General features: G+C 67.8%; 18 protein-coding genes and 1 tRNA gene. 4 read left to right on the top strand and 15 right to left on the bottom strand.

What is annotated here, in order from left to right; all coding sequences use genetic code 11:
- The first annotated feature begins 86 nt into the window (after positions 1-86).
- Positions 87-1175 (top strand): TraB/GumN family protein, encoded by a 1089-nt coding sequence (locus BLP83_RS15400; protein ID WP_091244775.1) that lies wholly within the window; start codon positions 87-89, stop codon positions 1173-1175.
- A gap of 21 nt (positions 1176-1196) precedes the next feature.
- Here BLP83_RS15400 and BLP83_RS15395 read toward each other — a convergent pair whose 3' ends face one another.
- Positions 1197-2681: an NADP-dependent isocitrate dehydrogenase gene (locus BLP83_RS15395; protein WP_091244771.1), complete on the bottom strand. Its 1485-nt coding sequence runs from the start codon at positions 2679-2681 to the stop codon at positions 1197-1199.
- 30 nt (positions 2682-2711) lie between these two features.
- Between BLP83_RS15395 and BLP83_RS15390 the strand changes: the two genes are divergently transcribed.
- Positions 2712-3086 (top strand): helix-turn-helix transcriptional regulator, encoded by a 375-nt coding sequence (locus BLP83_RS15390; protein WP_091244768.1) that lies wholly within the window; start codon positions 2712-2714, stop codon positions 3084-3086.
- Between the two features lie 68 nt (positions 3087-3154).
- On the opposite strand, the gene typA is transcribed toward BLP83_RS15390, so the two are convergent.
- Positions 3155-4999, bottom strand: coding sequence for a translational GTPase TypA (typA, locus tag BLP83_RS15385; RefSeq protein WP_091244764.1), 1845 nt, complete (start codon positions 4997-4999; stop codon positions 3155-3157).
- A gap of 277 nt (positions 5000-5276) precedes the next feature.
- Here typA and BLP83_RS15380 point away from each other — a divergent pair, with 277 nt between their 5' ends.
- Entirely contained in the window at positions 5277-5789 is a 513-nt protein-coding gene (locus BLP83_RS15380) for a peptidylprolyl isomerase (RefSeq protein WP_091244761.1), read from the top strand.
- 190 nt (positions 5790-5979) lie between these two features.
- Here the strand turns inward: BLP83_RS15380 and BLP83_RS15375 are convergent.
- From BLP83_RS15375 to ruvC, 13 genes are all read right to left on the bottom strand, one after another.
- Positions 5980-6054: transfer RNA gene (locus tag BLP83_RS15375), tRNA-Lys, on the bottom strand.
- 145 nt (positions 6055-6199) lie between these two features.
- On the bottom strand, positions 6200-6874 hold the full coding sequence (gene queC / locus BLP83_RS15370; RefSeq protein WP_091244759.1) for a 7-cyano-7-deazaguanine synthase QueC: 675 nt from the start codon (positions 6872-6874) through the stop codon (positions 6200-6202).
- Between the two features lie 199 nt (positions 6875-7073).
- Complete coding sequence (gene queE / locus BLP83_RS15365) at positions 7074-7811, bottom strand: 7-carboxy-7-deazaguanine synthase QueE (RefSeq protein ID WP_091244755.1); 738 nt, start codon at positions 7809-7811, stop codon at positions 7074-7076.
- A gap of 102 nt (positions 7812-7913) precedes the next feature.
- Positions 7914-8852 (bottom strand): tol-pal system protein YbgF, encoded by a 939-nt coding sequence (ybgF, locus tag BLP83_RS15360; RefSeq protein WP_091244753.1) that lies wholly within the window; start codon positions 8850-8852, stop codon positions 7914-7916.
- Positions 8852-9361, bottom strand: coding sequence for a peptidoglycan-associated lipoprotein Pal (pal, locus tag BLP83_RS15355; RefSeq protein ID WP_091244751.1), 510 nt, complete (start codon positions 9359-9361; stop codon positions 8852-8854). Before pal ends, ybgF begins: the two co-directional genes overlap by 1 nt.
- A 271-nt stretch (positions 9362-9632) precedes the next feature.
- Positions 9633-10958 (bottom strand): Tol-Pal system beta propeller repeat protein TolB, encoded by a 1326-nt coding sequence (gene tolB / locus BLP83_RS15350; protein WP_091244749.1) that lies wholly within the window; start codon positions 10956-10958, stop codon positions 9633-9635.
- Between the two features lie 148 nt (positions 10959-11106).
- Positions 11107-12051 carry a cell envelope integrity TolA family protein gene (locus tag BLP83_RS15345; RefSeq protein ID WP_091244746.1) on the bottom strand — a complete coding sequence of 315 codons (945 nt, stop codon included), beginning with the start codon at positions 12049-12051 and terminating at the stop codon, positions 11107-11109.
- Between the two features lie 19 nt (positions 12052-12070).
- On the bottom strand, positions 12071-12490 hold the full coding sequence (tolR, locus tag BLP83_RS15340) for a protein TolR (protein ID WP_091244744.1): 420 nt from the start codon (positions 12488-12490) through the stop codon (positions 12071-12073).
- Positions 12491-12517: 27 nt separating this feature from the next.
- On the bottom strand, positions 12518-13204 hold the full coding sequence (tolQ, locus tag BLP83_RS15335; protein ID WP_176764227.1) for a protein TolQ: 687 nt from the start codon (positions 13202-13204) through the stop codon (positions 12518-12520).
- Between the two features lie 23 nt (positions 13205-13227).
- A complete protein-coding gene (ybgC, locus tag BLP83_RS15330; RefSeq protein ID WP_091244742.1) occupies positions 13228-13665 on the bottom strand; it encodes a tol-pal system-associated acyl-CoA thioesterase in 438 nt (145 codons plus the stop codon).
- Positions 13665-14693: a Holliday junction branch migration DNA helicase RuvB gene (ruvB, locus tag BLP83_RS15325; RefSeq protein WP_091244740.1), complete on the bottom strand. Its 1029-nt coding sequence runs from the start codon at positions 14691-14693 to the stop codon at positions 13665-13667. The genes ybgC and ruvB overlap by 1 nt, the downstream gene beginning before the upstream one ends.
- Positions 14694-15215: 522 nt before the next feature.
- The gene (gene ruvA, locus BLP83_RS15320; protein WP_091244737.1) at positions 15216-15818 is read right to left on the bottom strand and encodes a Holliday junction branch migration protein RuvA; all 603 of its coding nucleotides are present in this window, start codon (positions 15816-15818) and stop codon (positions 15216-15218) included.
- Complete coding sequence (ruvC, locus tag BLP83_RS15315) at positions 15815-16351, bottom strand: crossover junction endodeoxyribonuclease RuvC (protein WP_091244734.1); 537 nt, start codon at positions 16349-16351, stop codon at positions 15815-15817. Before ruvC ends, ruvA begins: the two co-directional genes overlap by 4 nt.
- Positions 16352-16892: 541 nt before the next feature.
- Here ruvC and BLP83_RS15310 point away from each other — a divergent pair.
- Entirely contained in the window at positions 16893-17891 is a 999-nt protein-coding gene (locus BLP83_RS15310) for an aldo/keto reductase (RefSeq protein ID WP_091244968.1), read from the top strand.
- The last annotated feature ends 253 nt before the right edge of the window (positions 17892-18144 follow it).

Raw genomic sequence — 18144 nt, 5'->3', positions numbered from 1 at the left:
GTGTCGGCGCGCTTAGCGAGGCCCTAACACGCGGCACGATGCCCTGCACGTAGAGTGCGCCGCCTTCACTGACGCGAGCGCTCTGCATGCCAAGCCCCTTCGCCCTTGCCCGTGTCCTGCTGCTCGGTGCCTTCGCGCTCGCCCTGAGGCCCGTTGCTGCGCAGACCGAGCCCACCGAGGCGTCGGCGGCCGAGGCGACGACGATGGCGACGGTCGAAGTGATCGCCCGCGTCAGCGGGCCGGGTCTTTGGGAAGTGCGCAATGGCGAGAACGTGCTGTGGATCCTCGGCACGCAGTCGCCGCTGCCGCGCCGCTTCGAGTGGGTCTCCGACGAAGTCGATGCGCGGCTGGCCGAATCGAGCCTGCTGATCGCGCCGCCGAGCGTCGCCTTCGGCGCCGGCATTGGTCGCTTCCGCGCCCTGACCCTGCTGCCCAGCCTGCTGCGCGCCCGCCGCAATCCGGATGAGCGAAGCCTCGAAGCGGTGGTCGGTCCGGACCTGTACGCACGCTGGCAGCCGCTGAAGCGGCGCTATCTCGGGCGCAATCGCAAGGTCGAAACCTGGCGGCCGCTGTTTGCGGCGATCAAACTCTGGGAGGAGGCGATCGAAGATGCGCGCATGACCGGCTCGGGCCCGGTGTGGCGCGCGGTCTCGAAGTCGGCGAAGAAGCTCAAGCTGGCGGTCGAGACGCCGCAGGTCGCGGTCTCGATCGCCGACCCCAGGGACAGCATCCGCAGCTTCGCGCAGAGTCCGCTCGACGATCTCGAATGCTTCAGCCGCACGCTTGAACGCCTGGAAAGCGACATCGAAGCCATGCGCGAGCGCGCTGAAGCCTGGGCCGTCGGCGACCTTGAAAGCCTGCGCGCGCTGCCCTTCAGCGACCAGAACCGGTCCTGCCAGGACGCCTTCCTCTCGGCCAGCATCGGCGAGCAGAACCGTATCGCCGATGTGCCCGAGCGCCTTCGCGAAGCTTGGCTGGCCTCGGTCGACAAGGCGCTGGCCGAGCATCGCTCCAGCGTGGCGGTGATTTCGATCGCCAGCCTGTTGGACCCTGAGAGCGGGCTGATGCGCGCGCTCCGGGAGCGTGGCTATGCCGTGCGCGCCCCGGACGGTGGCGAAGATCGGGGCCCGGAGGCTGCGGCGCAGGCCCCAACCGAGCTTGGGGCTCTGCGCTGAATGCAGTCGCCTTGGCTGCGCTTACTCGCCCTGCGCCAGTGAGTAGCCGCGCTGCTCGCCGAAGCTGTACAAGTTTTCGGTCTTGACCGGCTCCAGTCCCGACTCGATGAGACGGGACAGCAATGCGGGGACAGCGCGCGCATCGCTGCCGCGGAAACGCAGGCGCCAGTGGTCGCTGCACCAGGTGTCGGGGTGGCCCTGTGGCCACACGCGCACCCCGCGGTTGGTGATCAGGCTGAGCTTGAATTCCCCGGCCAAGGGCTCGGCGCGTTGCGCCAGGGCGTCGGCGGCACGTCCGGCTACGTCCCAGTGCATGAACACATCGACGCCGTCGAATCGCTTGGCGGCCGTCTCGGTCACCAGGCTGAGCGTGCGCGGCGCCTCCGTTCGATGGGCGGGCGCGTCCGGGTAGCGGACCGGGGCCAGCTGTACGGGTTCAAGCCCCAGTCGGGCGACCACGGCACGACCGAAAGCGCGCGTTCCCACGCGCTCGCGACTCAGGCCGTCCTGCCACAGGTCGGCGGTGTGCACGCCGTCCTCCAGCGTGCGCAGCCAGGCGTTGTGCAGGACCTCGGCGGCGCGGCTGCGGCCGATGTGCTGCAGCATCATCACCGCGGCAAGGATCAGCCCCGACGGATTGGCGATATCCCGACCCGCGATGTCGGGGGCCGAGCCGTGCACTGCCTCGAACATCGCGGCACGGGCGCCCAGGTTGGCTGACGGCGCCAGCCCGATGGAACCCGCCACCTCCGCGGCGACGTCGGAAAGAATGTCGCCGTACAGATTGGGCGTGACGACCACATCGTAGTCCTGCGGGCGGCTCGCCATGCGCGCGGTACCGATGTCGATGATTTGGTGCTGGCTGCGGATGTCCGGATACTCCGCGGCGATCTCATCGAAGACCTGGTGGAACAGGCCGTCGGTGAGCTTCATGATGTTGTCCTTGCTCATGCACGTTACGCTGCGGCGGCCGTTGGCACGGGCGTACTCGAAGGCGTGGCGGACGATGCGCTCGCAGCCCGGACGGGTGATCAGTTTCAGGCACTGCACTACCTCCTGGGTCTGGCGGTGCTCGATACCGGCGTAGGTGTCCTCCTCGTTCTCGCGGACGATGACGACATCCATGCCGGGCTGCAGGCTGCGCACGAAGGGCGCATAGGACACGCAGGGCCGCACGTTCGCGTACAGTCCGAGCGTCTTGCGCAGGGTGACGTTCACGCTCTTGTAGCCGCCGCCCTGCGGCGTGGTGATCGGCCCCTTCAGCAGCACCCGATGCTGGTCGATGGCCTCAAACACCTCGGGGCCGAGCCCCGCGGCGTGGCCGGACTGGTAGGCCGACAGGCCGACGGTCAGCGGCTGGAAGTTGAGCGAAGGGTCAACTGCGCGGAGCACGTCCAGCGTGGCGGCCATGATCTCTGGGCCGATGCCGTCGCCTTCCGCCACGGCGACGGTCAGAGGAGCGTTGAGGGCGGCGGCGGACGGTTCGAAGCGGGGCAGGGCAGACATGTGTGCTCTCCGATACATGAAATACAGTTCATGAAAAAGATTGCAGAACAAGACGTGAAAGAGGCGTCAAAGACATCGCCTGCCGAGGACCCGATCCGGCCGACTGCAGCCACGGCTGCGCCAGCGCCGACCTGGACCTTCCTGAGCAATCACACGCATGTGCTGGTCGCGCTGGCGGCGGAGCCCGACCTCACCCTGCGGGATCTCGCGCAGCGGGTCGGAATCACCGAGCGCGGCGTCATCCGCATCGTCGAGGAGCTGGAACAGGCGGGCGTACTGAGCCGCGAGCGCGAAGGGCGCCGCAATCGCTATCGTCTGAATCTGGACGTGGCGCTTCGGCATCCGCTGGAGCGTCACTGCCGGATTGGAGAGCTGATCAGCCTGATCCTGCGGCGCGTCCCCTGAGGACGGCAACAACGCAGAAGGCCCCGCGATGCGGGGCCTTCTGTGGGGTTTGAAACCTGAGCGATGTATCAGTCGCCGCGGCGCGAGGCCTGCTTGCGCTCGTTTTCAGTACGGAACTTCTTGCGCAGGCGGATCTGCTGCGGGGTGACCTCGACGAGCTCGTCGTCGTCGATGAACTCCAGCGCCTGCTCCAGCGAGAACTTGATCGCCGGGATCAGGCCTTCGTCATGGTCCTTGCCGGCCGCGCGGAAGTTGGTCAGCTGCTTGCCGCGCAGGGCATTGACCGTGAGGTCGTTGTCCTTGGAGTGGATGCCGACGATCTGGCCTTCGTAGATCTCCTCGCCCGGCTCGATCAGCAGACGGCCGCGCTCCTGCATGGCGATCTGCGCATAGGCCGGCGAGCTGCCGGTGGCATTCGAGATCAGCACGCCGTTCTGGCGCTGCCCGATCGCGCCTTCCGTCTTCGGACCGTAGTGGTCGAACACATGGAACAGCAGGCCGGTGCCGGCGGTCAGCGTACGGAACTCGGTCTGGAAGCCGATCAGGCCGCGCGCCGGGATCATGAAGTCGAGGCGCACCCGGCCCTTGCCGTCGGGCTCCATGTTCTGCAGCAGGGCGCGACGCTCACCCAGGCGCGCCATCACGCCGCCCTGGTACTGCTCTTCGAGGTCGACGACGAGGCTTTCGATCGGCTCCATGATCTGGCCGTCGACTTCCTTCAGGATCACTTCCGGACGCGACACCGCGAGCTCGTAGCCCTCGCGGCGCATGGTCTCGATCAGGATCGACAGATGCAGCTCGCCGCGGCCGGAGACCTTGAACTTGTCGGCGTCGGAGGTGTCCTCGACCTTCAGCGCGACGTTGTGCTGGGTCTCGCGGATAAGGCGGTCGCGAAGCTGGCGGCTGGTCAGGAACTTGCCGCCCGAACGCTCCTTGACGCCGGCAAACGGCGAGTCGTTGACCTGGAAGGTCATGCTGATGGTCGGCTCGTCGACGGTCAGCACCGGCAGCTGCTCGACGCCGCTGGGGTCGCAGATGGTCTCCGAGATGCCGAGGCCTTCGACGCCCGAGATCGCGATGATGTCGCCGGCCTGCGCCTCCTTGACCTCGTGCCGCTGCAGGCCGTGGAAGCCCAGCACCTGCAGCACCTTGCCGCTGCGCGTCTTGCCTTCGCGGTCGATCACGGTGACCGGCATGTTGGTGCGGATCTTGCCGCGCTGGATGCGGCCGACGCCGATGATGCCGACATAGCTGTTGTAGTCGAGGCTGGTGATGCGCATCTGGAAGGGTCCTTCCAGGTCGACCGGCGGCGGCGGCACGTGCTTGATGATCGCTTCGAACAGCGGCGTCATGTCGCCGGAGCGGACGTCCTCGGTCATGCCGGCGTAGCCGTTCAGTCCGCTGGCGTAGACCACCGGAAAGTCCAGCTGTTCGTCGGTGGCGCCCAGACGGTCGAACAGGTCGAAGGTCTGGTTCAGGACCCAGTCCGGACGCGCGCCGGGGCGATCGACCTTGTTGATCACCACGATCGGCTTGAAGCCCATCGCAAAGGCCTTCTGGGTGACGAAGCGGGTCTGCGGCATCGGCCCGTCCATGGCGTCGACCAGGATCAGCACCGAGTCGACCATCGACAGCACGCGCTCGACCTCGCCGCCGAAGTCGGCGTGGCCCGGGGTGTCGACGATGTTGATGCGGAATTCCTCACCGGCCGGCGAGGTCCAGCGGATCGCCGTGTTCTTGGAGAGGATGGTGATGCCGCGCTCCTTCTCCAGATCGTTCGAGTCCATCACGCGCTCGGCGACTTTCTCGCGCTCGCCGAAAGTACCGGACTGCTTGAGCAGCTGGTCGACGAGGGTGGTCTTGCCGTGGTCGACGTGGGCGACGATGGCGATGTTGCGCAGGTTCTGGATCATGGGGCACGGCCTGAAGCGAGCCACGCAAGCGTCGCGGATCGCGGATGGAAGAAGTGTTGGGGCAGGTTTCGCGCGCACTGCTGCTGCTGGCGCTCGGCCAGGGCAAACGGTTGTGGGGGGACAACGCGCGCTCGCGAGAAACGGAACCTGCCGCCCGCGGCCAGTCATCACTGGCGCTTGACGCGGCGCGGCATTATACCGGCCCGCGCCCGACAAGCCAGTTGCAGTGCGGGTGGATGGCTTATCCTTGGCGGCTGTCATTCATCGGGGAGCCCCCATGTCCGAGCTGATCGCCCACTTCGCCACCGCCAAAGGCCCCATCCGCGTGAAGCTGCACGCCGAGGCCTGCCCGGTCACCGTCGCCAACTTCGTGAACCTCGTGCAGCGCGGGTTCTACAACGGCCTGAATTTCCACCGGGTGATCGCCGACTTCATGATCCAGGGCGGCTGCCCCGAGGGCAGCGGTCGCGGCGGCCCCGGCTACCGCTTCGAGGACGAGTGCACACCCAGCCTGCGCCACGAGCGCGGCGTGCTGTCGATGGCCAATGCCGGCCCCGGCACCAACGGCAGCCAGTTCTTCATCACCCACGTGCCCTGCGGCTGGCTGGACGGCAAGCACACCGTGTTCGGCAAAGTGATCGACGCGGCCGACCAGAAGGTGGTCGACGCCATCGCCGGCGGCGACCGCATCGACAGCGTGACCATCGAGGGTGATGCTTCGGCCCTGCTCGCCTCGCAGGCCAAGCGCGTGGCCGAGTGGAACGCCATCCTGGACGCCCGTCGCCCCTGAGGCGCGGTCTGCTTCAAGAGAGAGAAGCCAAGCCCCGGCGCGCCCAGCGCGCCGGGGTTTCGTCTTTCAGGACGCACGAAAGAAGCAGGCGGTTCGCCCCGGGGGCTGTGGCAGTTCGGGAGCAGAAGCGAGTGTCCGCGCGCCAGACCGACCGGCGCGGCAGCGGTCCCTGCGGCACCCGAGAGAGGAATGGTGGGTCGTGAAGGATTCGAACCTTCGACCTACGGATTAAAAGTCCGCAGCTCTACCGCTGAGCTAACGACCCGGGGTATTCCCTTCAGAAACGGCACGCGACTTGGGCAGCGAGGCCCATGAGTCGATCCCTTGCGGCGTGGCCTGCAAAGGGCCGCGCAGTGTAGTCAGGGGGCGGCGCAGGCACAAGTTTGCGCTGCTCGGGCCGGGGCTGCCATTCATCCAAGGTAGCGCGTGGGGTCGGCGACGCCGGCGGCTTCGAAGCCGGCCGCGCGCAGTCGGCAGGCATCGCAATGGCCGCAGGCGCGGCCTTTGGCGTCGGCGCGGTAGCAGGACACGGTCTCGCTGAAGTCGACGCCCAGCTCGATGCCGCGGCGGACGATATCGGCCTTGCTGAGGTCGATCAGCGGGGCATGCACCCGCAGGCGGCGGCCTTCGACGCCGGCCTTGGTGGCGAGGTTGCCGAGGCGTTCGAAGGCTTCGATGAATTCAGGGCGGCAGTCGGGATAGCCGGAGTAGTCGACGGCGTTGACGCCGCAGAAGATGTCCTGCGCGCCGAGCACCTCGGCCCAGCCCAGCGCCACGCTGAGCATGATGGTGTTGCGCGCCGGCACGTAGGTGACCGGAATGCCCTCGCCGCCGTGCTCGGGCACTTCGATGTCATCGGTCAGCGCCGAACCGCCGATGCTGCGCAGGTCGATGTTGACCACCTTGTGCGCGGCTGCGCCCAGCGCCTCCGCCAGTCGCGCCGCGGCCGCCAGCTCGGAGGTGTGGCGCTGGCCATAGGCCACGCTCAGGGCATAAGCCTCGTAGCCTTGGGCGCGGGCGATCGCCAGCACGGTGGCGGAGTCCATGCCGCCGGAGAGGAGCACTACGGCTCGCGCTGGATTCATGGATGTTCAGCTCCTGTCATCGGGGCGATCGCAGATCGGAAAATCAAGGAATGGCGCAGCCATTGCCGTGGGCAAGTGTTGACGCCTAGCGGTGCCGCGTACTGCTCGATGTCGTTGCGTGCGGTCGCGAGGGAGAGAGTGAGCGGCCGGAACCCGGCGCTTGCGAATCCCGAATCCCCAATCCCGCGCGCGAAGCGCGTCAGCGCCCCTGCGCCTCGCCCCACAGCTGCTTGTGCAGCTGCATCTGGAAGCGTATCGGCAGTTTCTCGGCCAGCAGCCAGTCGGCGAGTTCGGCCGCTTGTACCTGCCCGAAGCTGGGGGAGACCAGCACCTCGCAGCGCTCGTGCAGGCGGTGCTCGCGCGTGACCTGCATGGCCCAGTCAAAGTCGGCGCGGTCGCAGACCACGAACTTGATCTGGTCGGAGGGCTGCAGGTGGTCGAGGTTCTGCCAGCGGTTCTTGGCCAGCTCGCCCGAACCCGGGGTCTTGAGATCGATCACGCGCTGCACGCGCAGGTCGACCGGGGCGATGTCGATGGCGCCGGAGGTTTCGAGCGAGACGCTGTAGCCGGCGTCACAGAGACGCTCGAGGAGCAACAGGCAGCGCTTTTGCGCCAGCGGCTCGCCGCCGGTCACGCAGACGTGGTGTGCGCCATGGCGGGCCACCTCGGCGAGGATGTCCTCGATTTCCCACCACTCACCGCCGTGGAAGGCGTAGGCGGTATCGCAGTAACCGCAGCGCAGCGGGCAGCCGGTCAGGCGCACGAACACCGTCGGCCAGCCCACGCTGCGCGACTCGCCCTGTAGCGAGAGGAAGATCTCGGTGAGGCGGAGGCGGTCGCTCTGGGCGATGGGATTCGGGATTGGGGATTCGGGATTCACAGCGCTGTCGCTCGCACGACTGGGTGGCGGATTCGTGGCTCGGCGTTCCGTGCTCATCGGGCCCCGAATGAAAGGGCCTCGGCGAGTTGGGGGTAGCGATTCCTAGAGCGATAGTGGAAGCGGGCGAATCCCGAATCCCCAATCCCAAGACCGCCGGCGCTACCGGCGATCTTCCAGCCGCATCGCCCGCAGCCTGCCTTGGGCCAAACGTGCGACGGTGGTGTCAGGGTATTGCTGCATCACCCGGTTCAGCGTGGCCTCGGCCTCGTTCCACTGGCGCAGCTCGTACTGGCAGTAGCCGAGCTTGAGGAGGCCATCAGGCGCCTTGGTGCTGTTCGGGAACTTGCGCAGCAGGGTCTGGAAGGCTTCCAGCGCGATCTCGTAGTTCTGCGTGACGTAGTAGGACTCGCCAAGCCAGTACTGCGCGTTCGGCGCGTACTCGCCGTCCGGGTACATCTGCAGGAAGCTGTTGAAGCGGCGCGCGGCTTCGGCATAGCGGCCTTCCTTCAACTCGTCGAAGGCGGCGTCGTAGGTGCGACGCTCGTCCTCTGGATTGCCGCGCACGCTTTCGATCGCGGCCGGCGCGGTGTCGCTGCCGCCCAGCGCAGCGGTGCCCACGAGGCCCTCGACTGGCGCGCGCACTTCGGGTTCTTCGAAGGTTGTCGTCCCAGTCGCCGCCGATTCTGCCCGCGAAGGCTCGCCACCGAGGCTGATCTCATCGACGGGTGCCGGAGCACCGGCGCCCGCGCCGGTCGCCGGGTTGGAAGCCATGGCGCCAGCGCCACCGCCCTCAAGACGGCCAATGCGGCTGTCGAGGTCGAGGTACTGGTCGCGATTGCGTTTGCTCAGGGCTTCGATCTCGAAGGCCTGTTGTTCGACCAGTCCGCGGAGCGAGGCGATTTCCGCCTGCAGCTCGCTGATCTGGTTCAGAAGCTGGATGTTGGCCTGGGCCTGGTCACCCCCGGACTGCTGCTGCTCCAGCCGCGCGACGCGATCGGCGAGCGAGAGGCGGGAACCTTGGGCGGCCACCGGAGTGGCAACGGCGACCCAGAGGGTCGCCGTTGCCAGGCAGCCTGCGAGGAGGCTGTACGCGCGCATCAGCGGGCGGTGTAGACGATCTCGACGCGACGGTTCTGGCCCCAGCAACCTTCGGTCGAATCGGTGCAGGTCGGACGCTCTTCGCCGTAGCTGACCACGGTCAGCTGGCTGGCGGAACCGCCGTTCGACAGCAGGGCGCCATTGACGGCGTTGCCGCGGCGCTCGCCGAGGCCCATGTTGTACTCGCGCGAGCCGCGCTCGTCGGCATGACCTTCAAGGGTGATGCGGGCCGACGGGCGGTCGGTCAGGTACTTGGCGTGGCAGGCCAGGATCGACGCGAACTCGGACTTGATGTCCGACTTGTCGAAATCGAAGTAGACGACGCGCTTGACCAGGCAGGGATCGCGGTCGAGGTCTTCGGGGCTGTACTTGCCGTCATCGACGACGGGCTGCTGGACGACGGGCTGCGGCTCGGGCTGCGGCTCGGGCTTCACTTCTTCTTTCTTGGCGCAGGCGGCCAGGGCGGCCACAGTAGCGGCGGCGATCAGCAGGCGGTTCATGGTGTTCATGGAGCAGGGTCCTTGGGGTTGCGATCGGGTGCAGTCTTATGGGGTGTAACGATTGGAGTGAGCCCATCCTCGAGCGGGTCCCCCGGATCACACGCTTTCCAGCGCTTGGATCCGAGTGCAGGCCGTTGCCATCGCCCTGAGGCGCGGCCTGCCTGTTCCCGCCGTCCTATGACCTCGCGGCCTTCGGACCTTGCCCCACGACGTCCTGTCATGAGGGCGGCGCAGGCCTTTCGGGCCACGCCGTTTTGCTGCGCGCCGGGACCTTGCGGCCTCAGCGCTGCCGATAGGGCGACCAGGCGGGCTCCCGGACGTCACCCTCGGCTAGAACAAGGCGCTGCCGCACGCGTGCATCCGCCGACACGGCGTACAGCACACCGCGGCGGCCCTCGCGGGCGGCGTAGAGAAGCATGCTTCCGTTCGGGGCAAAGCTCGGCGACTCGTCCAGATTGCCGACCGACACCAGATTCTGGACGCCGGGGTTGCCCACGGTGCGGTCCAAAACCGCAATACGATAAACATTTCCCTGACCCTGCGCCATCGCCAACTTCTTGCCTTCGCAGCAGACGCTGGGACGGGCGTTGTACTCGCCGAGGAAGGTGATGCGACGGGCATCGCCGCCGCTGGCGGGCACTTCATAGATCTGCGGCTTGCCGGAGCGGTCGGACGTGAAAAACAGCGAGTTGCCGTCGGGCGCCCAAGTGGGCTCGGTGTCGATGCCCCAGTGGCGGGTGAGCTGGGTGAGCTGCTTGCTGCCGAGGTCCATCACGTAGATCTCGGGGTTGCCGCTGCGCGACAGGGTCAGCGCCAGCTTGCTGCCGTCCGGCGAGAAGCTGGGCGCGCCGTTGATGCCCCGGTAGCTGGCCACCAGCTCGCGCTGGCCGGTGCCGATGTCCTGGATGTAGATCGAGGAGTTGCCGCGCTCGAAGCTGACATAGGCGATGCGGCGGCCGTCGGGGCTCCAGGCCGGCGACAGCAGCGGCTCGCGCGAGCGCACCACCGGCTGAGGATTGAAGCCGTCGGCGTCGGCGACCATCAGCGCGTACTGCATGTCGCGGCCGAGGCCGACAGCGGTGACGTAGGCGATGCGGGTCCAGAAGGCGCCGCGCACACCGAGGATGCGCTCGTAGATCTGGTCGGAAATCTGGTGGGCAACGTCACGCAGGCTGCCGCTGCGGCCGATCATGGCCAGGCCCAGCATGCGCTCCTGCTTGGCAACATCCAGGAGTTCAAACTCGACGCGGTAGCCGCCGTCGCTGCCGTCCAGCACGCGACCGACCACCAGGAAGTCCTGCTTCAGCAGGCGCCAGGTGGCGTAGTTGACGTCGGCGGAGCGGATGGGCTTCTCGATGACGTCCCGCTCGGACAGCGCGCGGAAGGAGCCGCTGCGGTTCAGATTGGAGCGGATCACCGCGCCGATGTCGGTCTCGGGCGTGGCGCCGGTGCCGAGGTACTCGAAGGGCACCACCGCGATCGGCAGCGCCGCCGCATTGCCATCGACGATGTCGATTTCCAGCCGCTGTGCCTGTGCGGAGGACGCGGCCAACAGGGCGCAGACGGCGATCAGCAGGGCAGCGATGCGGGACAGCGTCGGGGTCATGTCGGGCCTGGAGTGCGATGGGCGCAACCGTGGGCCAGCGGGCCTCGAGAGGCGGCTGGAACCGGGAGTTAGCGTGAAGCGCGAACATTACACGAGGGGCAGCGGCGAAGCTGAACGGCAGCTCGCGGAGGCGCCAGAAATCACGGTTTCAGCCGTCGAAGCGGAAGGTGAAGCGCACTTGGCGGGTGAACACCGACTGGAAGCCCTCATATGGCAACGGGTTCGCCTTCATCACCGCAGCCTCGATCGAGCGGCGAGTCAGCTCGTCGGCATTGCAGGGCGAGGTCACGCTGGCGCTGATCACTTCGCCGCCAGGAATTTGGACGATGTCCACCGTGCAGCGGATGCCTGCCTGGGCAGTTTCGGGGCGCAGCCAGTTGCGCTGGACGCTCTGCTGGATCGCCACTTGATAGCGCCCCAGCAGGCTGTCATCGGTGCCGCGGTTGCCCACCTCCGAAGCGTTCTGCGTCGCCGGCTGCTCGCGATCCGCATTGCCCGGGCGGTTCTGCGTGTTCTGCTGATTGCGCAGATCCTGCAGCTGCTTGAGCTTCTCTTCCTCGATCCGGCGCTGGCGCTCGGCGGCCTCGCGCTGCTGGCGGATCTTGTCGAGCTCAGCCTGCTGCTCGCGCTCCTGCTGTTCGCGCAGGCGCTGCAGGCGCTGGGCCTCCTCCTGCGCCTGCTGCTCCAGCAGCACCTGCTCCTGGCGGCGCTTCTCGCGCTGCTCCTGTTCCAGCCGCTCGGCTTCGGCCAGCGCATTGCGTGCGGCCTTCTCGGCGTCTTCGGTGTCGGGCGTGGGCACGGGCGCCTGCGGTGCGGCCTGCGGCGGCGCTTCCGCCGTCTGCGGCGCGCGTTCGGGAGTGGGTTGCGGCGGCGGTGCGGTCTCGCGTTCGGCTTGGCGGGCGGGGCGCGGCGGCGTCGGCGCGGACGGCTGCGCGCCGCCCATCACCAGGGTGGCGGTGATCGGTTCGCCGCGCACCGAGGGCGACTGGGCCGGCTTCTGCCACAGCATGCCCACGAACAGCAGGCCGAACAGGGCCAAGTGCAGGCCGATCGCCAGCACCAGTGAGACCAGCTTGTCCTCGCGGGTTTCCATTGCGCTCGTGGCGGCCTTCTCAGTTCGCCTCGGGCTTGCTCATCAGCCCGACCTTGGAGACGCCGGCCTGCTGCAGCAGCACCATGCCCTGGTAGACGGTGCCGTAGTCGGTGCGGCGATCGCCGGCCACCATCACCTGCACCTCGGGGTTGTTGCGCACGAAGGCGCTGACCTTGGCGACCAGGCTCTCGGCATCGATCTCCTCCGCCGCCGCACCCTGCAGGGTGAGGAAGAAGCGACCGTCGGAAGTGACTTCCACGATCACCGGGTCCTTCTGGGTCTCGACCGGGCGGGCGTTGGATTCGGGCAGCTCGATCTCCACGCCCAGGTTCAACAGCGGTGCGGTGACCATGAAGATGATCAGCAGCACGAGCATCACGTCGATATAGGGGACGACGTTGATCTCGTTCTTCAGCTTGCGCTTGGTGCGCTTGCGCATGGCGATGCTCGCTCGGGTTCCGTGCCGTCAGTCGTCGACGTGGGCGTGACGCTGCAGGATGGTCGAGAACTCTTCGGCGAAGGTCTCGTAGCGCGTGTGGATGCGCTCGACGCGGGTGGCGTAGCGGTTGTAGGCCCAGACCGCCGGGATCGCCGCGAACAGGCCCATGGCGGTGGCGATCAGGGCCTCGGCGATGCCCGGCGCCACGGTGGCGATGGTGGCTTCCTTGACGTCGGCGAGGCCGATGAAGCTGATCATGATGCCCCAGACGGTGCCGAACAGGCCGACGTAGGGGCTGATCGAGCCGACGTTGGCGAGGTATTCGAGGTTGTGCTCGAGTGCGTCCATCTCGCGCGAGAGCGCCGTGCGCATGGCGCGCTGCGCGCCCTCGAGCTGGGTGCGGTTGTCCATGCCCTTCTTCTGGCGCAGGCGCGCGAACTCGCGGAAGCCGGCCTCGAAGATCGCCGACAGGCCGGTGGCGCGCTCGTCCTGGTTGCCCAGCTCGCGCATCAGCGCGCTCATGTCGGTGCCCGACCAGAAGCGCTCCTCGAAGGCATCGGCGCCCTTGAAGGCGCGATCGAGCACGCGCTTCTTCATCAGGATGATCACCCACGACGAGATCGAACCCAGCACGAGCAGCAGCATGACGAGCTGCACCGGCAGGCTGGCGTGCAGGATCAGGTCCAGCACGTTGATGTTTTGCGAGATGGGCATGGTGGCCGTGTGCTCCGTAGCCTTCAGAACAGGGAATGGATTTCTACGTCGGTGAACAGGTCGTCGGGCAGCGGCTGCGGGCGGAACGTGCTGGCCACAAGGCAGACCGCACGCACTTCTGCGCGCAGCACCAGCTCGTCGCCGCGCCAGATACCCTGCTCGAAGACCAGGCTGGCGCCGCGCCGCGACTTCATCGAGGTGCGCACCGTGAGTTCATCGTCGAGCCTCGCCGCGCGAAGGAAATCGAGCTGCATGGCGCGGATCGCGAACAGCAGGTCGCGGTCCGTCGCGAGCGCCTGCTGGTGGATGCCCAGCGCGCGCAGCCACTCGCTGCGGCCGCGCTCCAGGAATCGCACATAGCTGGCGTGGTAGACCACCCCGCCGGCGTCGGTATCTTCCCAGTAAACGCGTACCGGCCAGCTGAATTCGCGTTGAATGTTGCCGCTGCTGGACGTGTGCATCACTGGCCCGAGAACAGGTCGGGCGGTGGGCCACCCTGCGGTTTCAGCCCCAGCATCTTCCAGGTGCGGCTGGTCGCCATGCGGCCGCGCGCCGTGCGCACCAGGTAGCCCTGCTGGATCAGATAGGGCTCGACCACATCCTCGATGGTGCCGCGGTCCTCGCTGAGCGCGGCGGCCAGCGACTCCACGCCGACGGGGCCGCCGTCGAAGCTCTCGACGATGGTTTTCAGCAGGCGGCGGTCGAGATCGTCGAAACCCTCGGCATCGACCTTGACCATGGCCATGGCCGCCTGCGCGGCTTCGAGCGTGATCACGCCGCCGGCGCGCACTTCAGCGAAATCGCGGGCGCGACGCAGCAGGCGGTTGGCGATACGCGGCGTTCCACGCGAGCGGCGCGCGATCTCGGCGGCACCCTCGGGCGCGCACTGGATGTTGAGGATGCGCGCCGAGCGTCGCACGATCGCGGTGAGCTCTTCCGGCGTGTAGAACTCCAGTCGCTGGACGATGCCGAAGCGGTCGCGCAGCGGACTGGTGAGCAGTCCTGCGCGGGTGGTGGCGCCGATCAGGGTGAAGGGTGGCAGGTCGAGCTTGATCGAACGCGCCGCCGGACCCTCGCCGATCATGATGTCGATCTGGTAGTCCTCCATCGCCGGATAGAGGATCTCCTCGACCACCGGCGACAGCCGATGGATCTCATCGATGAACAGCACGTCATGCGGCTGCAGGTTGGTCAGCAGGGCCGCAAGATCACCCGCCCGTTCGATCACCGGCCCCGAGGTCTGGCGCAGGCTGACGCCGAGCTCATTGGCGATGACGTGGCTGAGCGTGGTCTTGCCCAGCCCCGGCGGGCCGAAGATCAGCACGTGATCCATCGCCTCGCCGCGCTTTTTCGCGGCCTCGATGTAGATCTTCATCTGCTCGCGCACCGGCGCCTGTCCGAGATAGTCGTCGAGCACGCGCGGGCGGATCGACGCCTCGAGCCGGGCTTCGTCGAGGGATTCCTCGGGGGAGACGATTCTGTCGGTCACTGCTGGGCCGGGATTGGGGATTGGGGATTGGGGATTCGCAGCCGGCGGGGTGCAGGCCGCTGGGGGTCCCTTACGCAACGCGGCAGTTTACGGGGTTGGGGGAACAACGGCGCGCTGCTCCGCCGGCTTGTTGGTCGAGGCCGACTGCGAGAGGCTCTGTGCTCTTGCCCCTCTCCCTGTGGGCGAGGGGTTGGGGTGAGGGCTGGGTGTCCTCAACAGCTGCGTCGAGACGCCCATAAGGATGTCTGATCCGAGGTGTGGAGCTTTTGCTCCGCCCGGACCCTCTCCCCAACCCCGACCTTCGCTTCGCTCGGGCTCATCGGCCCGTCGGCTGCCACCGGCAGCCCACAAGCGGGCCGCCTCGCGCCACCGGGAGAGGGGCTCAAGCTCCAGCGTCAGTCTCAGCTCCAGGCCCAACTGCTCAGCTTCAGCCACTGCAGTCCGGAGCCTCCGCTCTCACCCCGCCGCAGCGGCGGGTCCCCGCAAACGAATCCCGAATCCCCAATCCCGAATCCCGGGCCCTCAAGTCCGCAAAGCGGACTTGAGGGCCTTGCGAATGATCGCCTCCGCCGTATCGCCGTCCTCGTGCGCCTTCTCGGCCATGCGCTGGGCTTCCACGCCCTTGTACCCGAGCTGCTGCAGGGCCACGATCGCTTCGCTCAGCGGGTCGGTGGGCACGCCTGCACCGGGGGCGGGCACGAAGCTCAAGCCGCTGCCGCCCATGTTCGAGGCCTTGTCGCGCAGCTCGACCAGCATGCGTTCGGCGGTCTTCTTGCCGATGCCGGGAATGCGCGTGAGCGCGGTGACGTCACCGGCCTGCAGCAGGCGCGCGAACTCGTCCACCGAAACGCCCGACAGCACGGCAAGCGCGATCTTGGCGCCGATGCCGGTGACCTTCTGCAGCTCGCGGAACAGCCGGCGCTCGGCGTCCTTCAGGAAGCCGTAGAGGGCGACCGAATCCTCCTTCTGCGCGTAGTGGGTGAACAGGCTGACCTCGCGGCCAATCTCGGGCAGGTCGTAGAAGGTGCTCATCGGCGCCTCCAGCTCGTAGCCGACGCCGTGCACGTCGACCACGATCTGTGGAGGGGCCTTGTGGATCAGGGTGCCGCGCAAGCGACCGATCATCGTCTGCTGCCTCGACGTCGAATGAGTTGGGAAGCGGCCACGCCGGTGCGGGCGGCCAGGGTTCGGGTGTGCGCATGGGTGATCGCCACCGCCAGCGCGTCGGCGGCATCGGCCTGCAGTTTGCCGTCGATGCCCAGCAGCACGCCGACCATGTGCTGCACCTGGGCCTTGTCGGCGGCACCGCGGCCGACCACGGCGCCCTTGATCTGCATGGGCGAGTACTCGTGCACGCCGATATCGCGCGCCACCACCGCGCAGATCGCCGCACCGCGCGCCTGGCCGAGCTTGAGCGCCGAGTCCGGATTGCGCGACAGGAACACCCGCTCGATCGCGACCTCGTTCGGCGCGAAGCGATCGATCAGCCCCCACAGCCCGTCGAGGATGCCGCGCAGGCGCTTCGGAAACTCGTCCTCCAGGCCGACGTTCAGGGCCTCGTGATGCACATGCACGCAGCGGCCGGTACCGTCGGCGTCGACGATGCCAACACCGGTGCGCACCGAGCCGGGGTCGATACCGAGGATGCGGGTGCTCATGGCGCGGCCTCGGTGGCTGCGCCGGGATTCGGGATTTGCGATTCGGGATTCGGAACTCGCAACTCGCCGACGCCGGGAACGCGCAGGCCTCGCGCCCCGCCAGGAAACACGCGCCTCGCGCTGCCTTCATTTCCGTCGCCCCCGCGAAGCCGGGGGCCCAGATCGCCCCGCCCCGGTCGCTGCAGTACTGGATCCCCGCCTGCGCGGGGATGACAAGCGAGTGGGACGCGCTGGCTTCGCGCTCCGCCAGGAAACACGCCCCTCGCGCTGCCTCCATTCCCGTCGCCCCCCCGAAGGCGGGGGCCCAGTTCGACTCGCCCCGGTCGCTCCAGCACTGGATCCCCGCCTGCGCGGGGATGACGATGTACGGCTCTGGACGTCGCTGTGAGAAGGCTGGTGCCCGTCACTTGGGAACTCGCATGCGGCAAGGCTGCCGAGTATATCGACGCCTGAAGGCCTCTCCGGCTTTCTCGGCCTTTCCGCACTGGCGACATCGGCGCCTGCCGCGCATCGTGCCGTCATCCCTTCCATGGAGTCCGCCATGTCGACCCATCCGCTTCCCCGTCGCCGCCTCGCCGAAGGTCTCGAAGTCACCGCGCTCGGCTTCGGCGCGATGGGCATGTCCGATTTCTACGGCCCGTCCGATCACGCGAGCAATCTCGCGGTGCTGCATCGGGTGCTGGACCTTGGCGTGAGCTTCATCGACACGGCCGACATGTACGGCTGCGGCGCCAACGAGCGTTTGCTGTCCAAGGTGTTGAAGACCCGCCGCGACGAGGTGGTGCTGGCGACCAAGTTCGGCAACGTGCGCGCGCCGGATGGCCGCGTGGTCGGTATCTGCGGGCGGCCCGAGTATGTGTACGTGGCCTGCGAGGCGAGCCTGGCGCGGCTGGGCGTCGACTGCATCGATCTCTACTACCAGCACCGCGTCGATCCCGACGTGCCGATCGAGGACACTGTCGGCGCCATGCAGCGTCTGGTCGAGGCCGGCAAGGTGCGGCATCTGGGCCTGTCCGAGGCCAGCGCCGAGACCCTGCGGCGCGCCTCCAAGGTGGCGAAGATCGCGGCCCTGCAGACCGAGTATTCGCTGTGGTCGCGCGACGTCGAATCGGACGTGCTGCCGACTTGCCGCGAGCTGGGCATCGGCTTCGTGCCCTACAGCCCGCTGGGCCGGGGCTTTCTGACCGGCGCCATCGCCAGCGCCGAGCAGCTCGATGCCACGGATCGCCGTCGCGCACACCCGCGCTTCCGCGCCGACAACGCCGCGCGCAATCAGGCCCTGGTCGAGCAGGTGCGCGCCTGGGCGATCGAGCTCGGCTGCACACCGGCGCAACTGGCGCTGGCCTGGCTGCTGGCGCAGGGCGAGGACATCGTGCCGATTCCCGGTACGCGCTCGGTGACGCGGCTGGAGGAGAACCTCGGCGCGCTGAAGGTTGCGCTGTCTTCGGCTTGGGTCGAGCGCATCCGCGCGGCGCTCGAGACCGTCGAGATCAGCGGCGGGCGCTACCCGCCGGAGGGGATGGCCCTGGTGAACCGTTGAGGGTCCGCGCTGAAGGTGTTGCGTTCGATCTCCCGCGGGGATGAGAGGCGCGTCGGTGCGCTCCCGAAAGGAGTCACACAGCCTCGCGAGTTTGCCCCTCTCCCCCACTCCTCTCCCTCAAGGGGAGAGGGGAGAGAAGCTTGGCCCCGGCACTGGACCCAGTCATGCCTGCGCCGTCAAGGCGTGCCGGGGCGCCAAGTGGGCGATGCGGCAGAAAGGAGGGAACGAAGCATCCGCATCTCCGGAGTGACCC

Origin of the sequence: Aquimonas voraii (assembly GCF_900101825.1) — a bacterium.
Lineage (GTDB): Bacteria > Pseudomonadota > Gammaproteobacteria > Xanthomonadales > Xanthomonadaceae > Aquimonas > Aquimonas voraii.
This window is presented reverse-complemented; position numbering and strand designations above follow the sequence as displayed.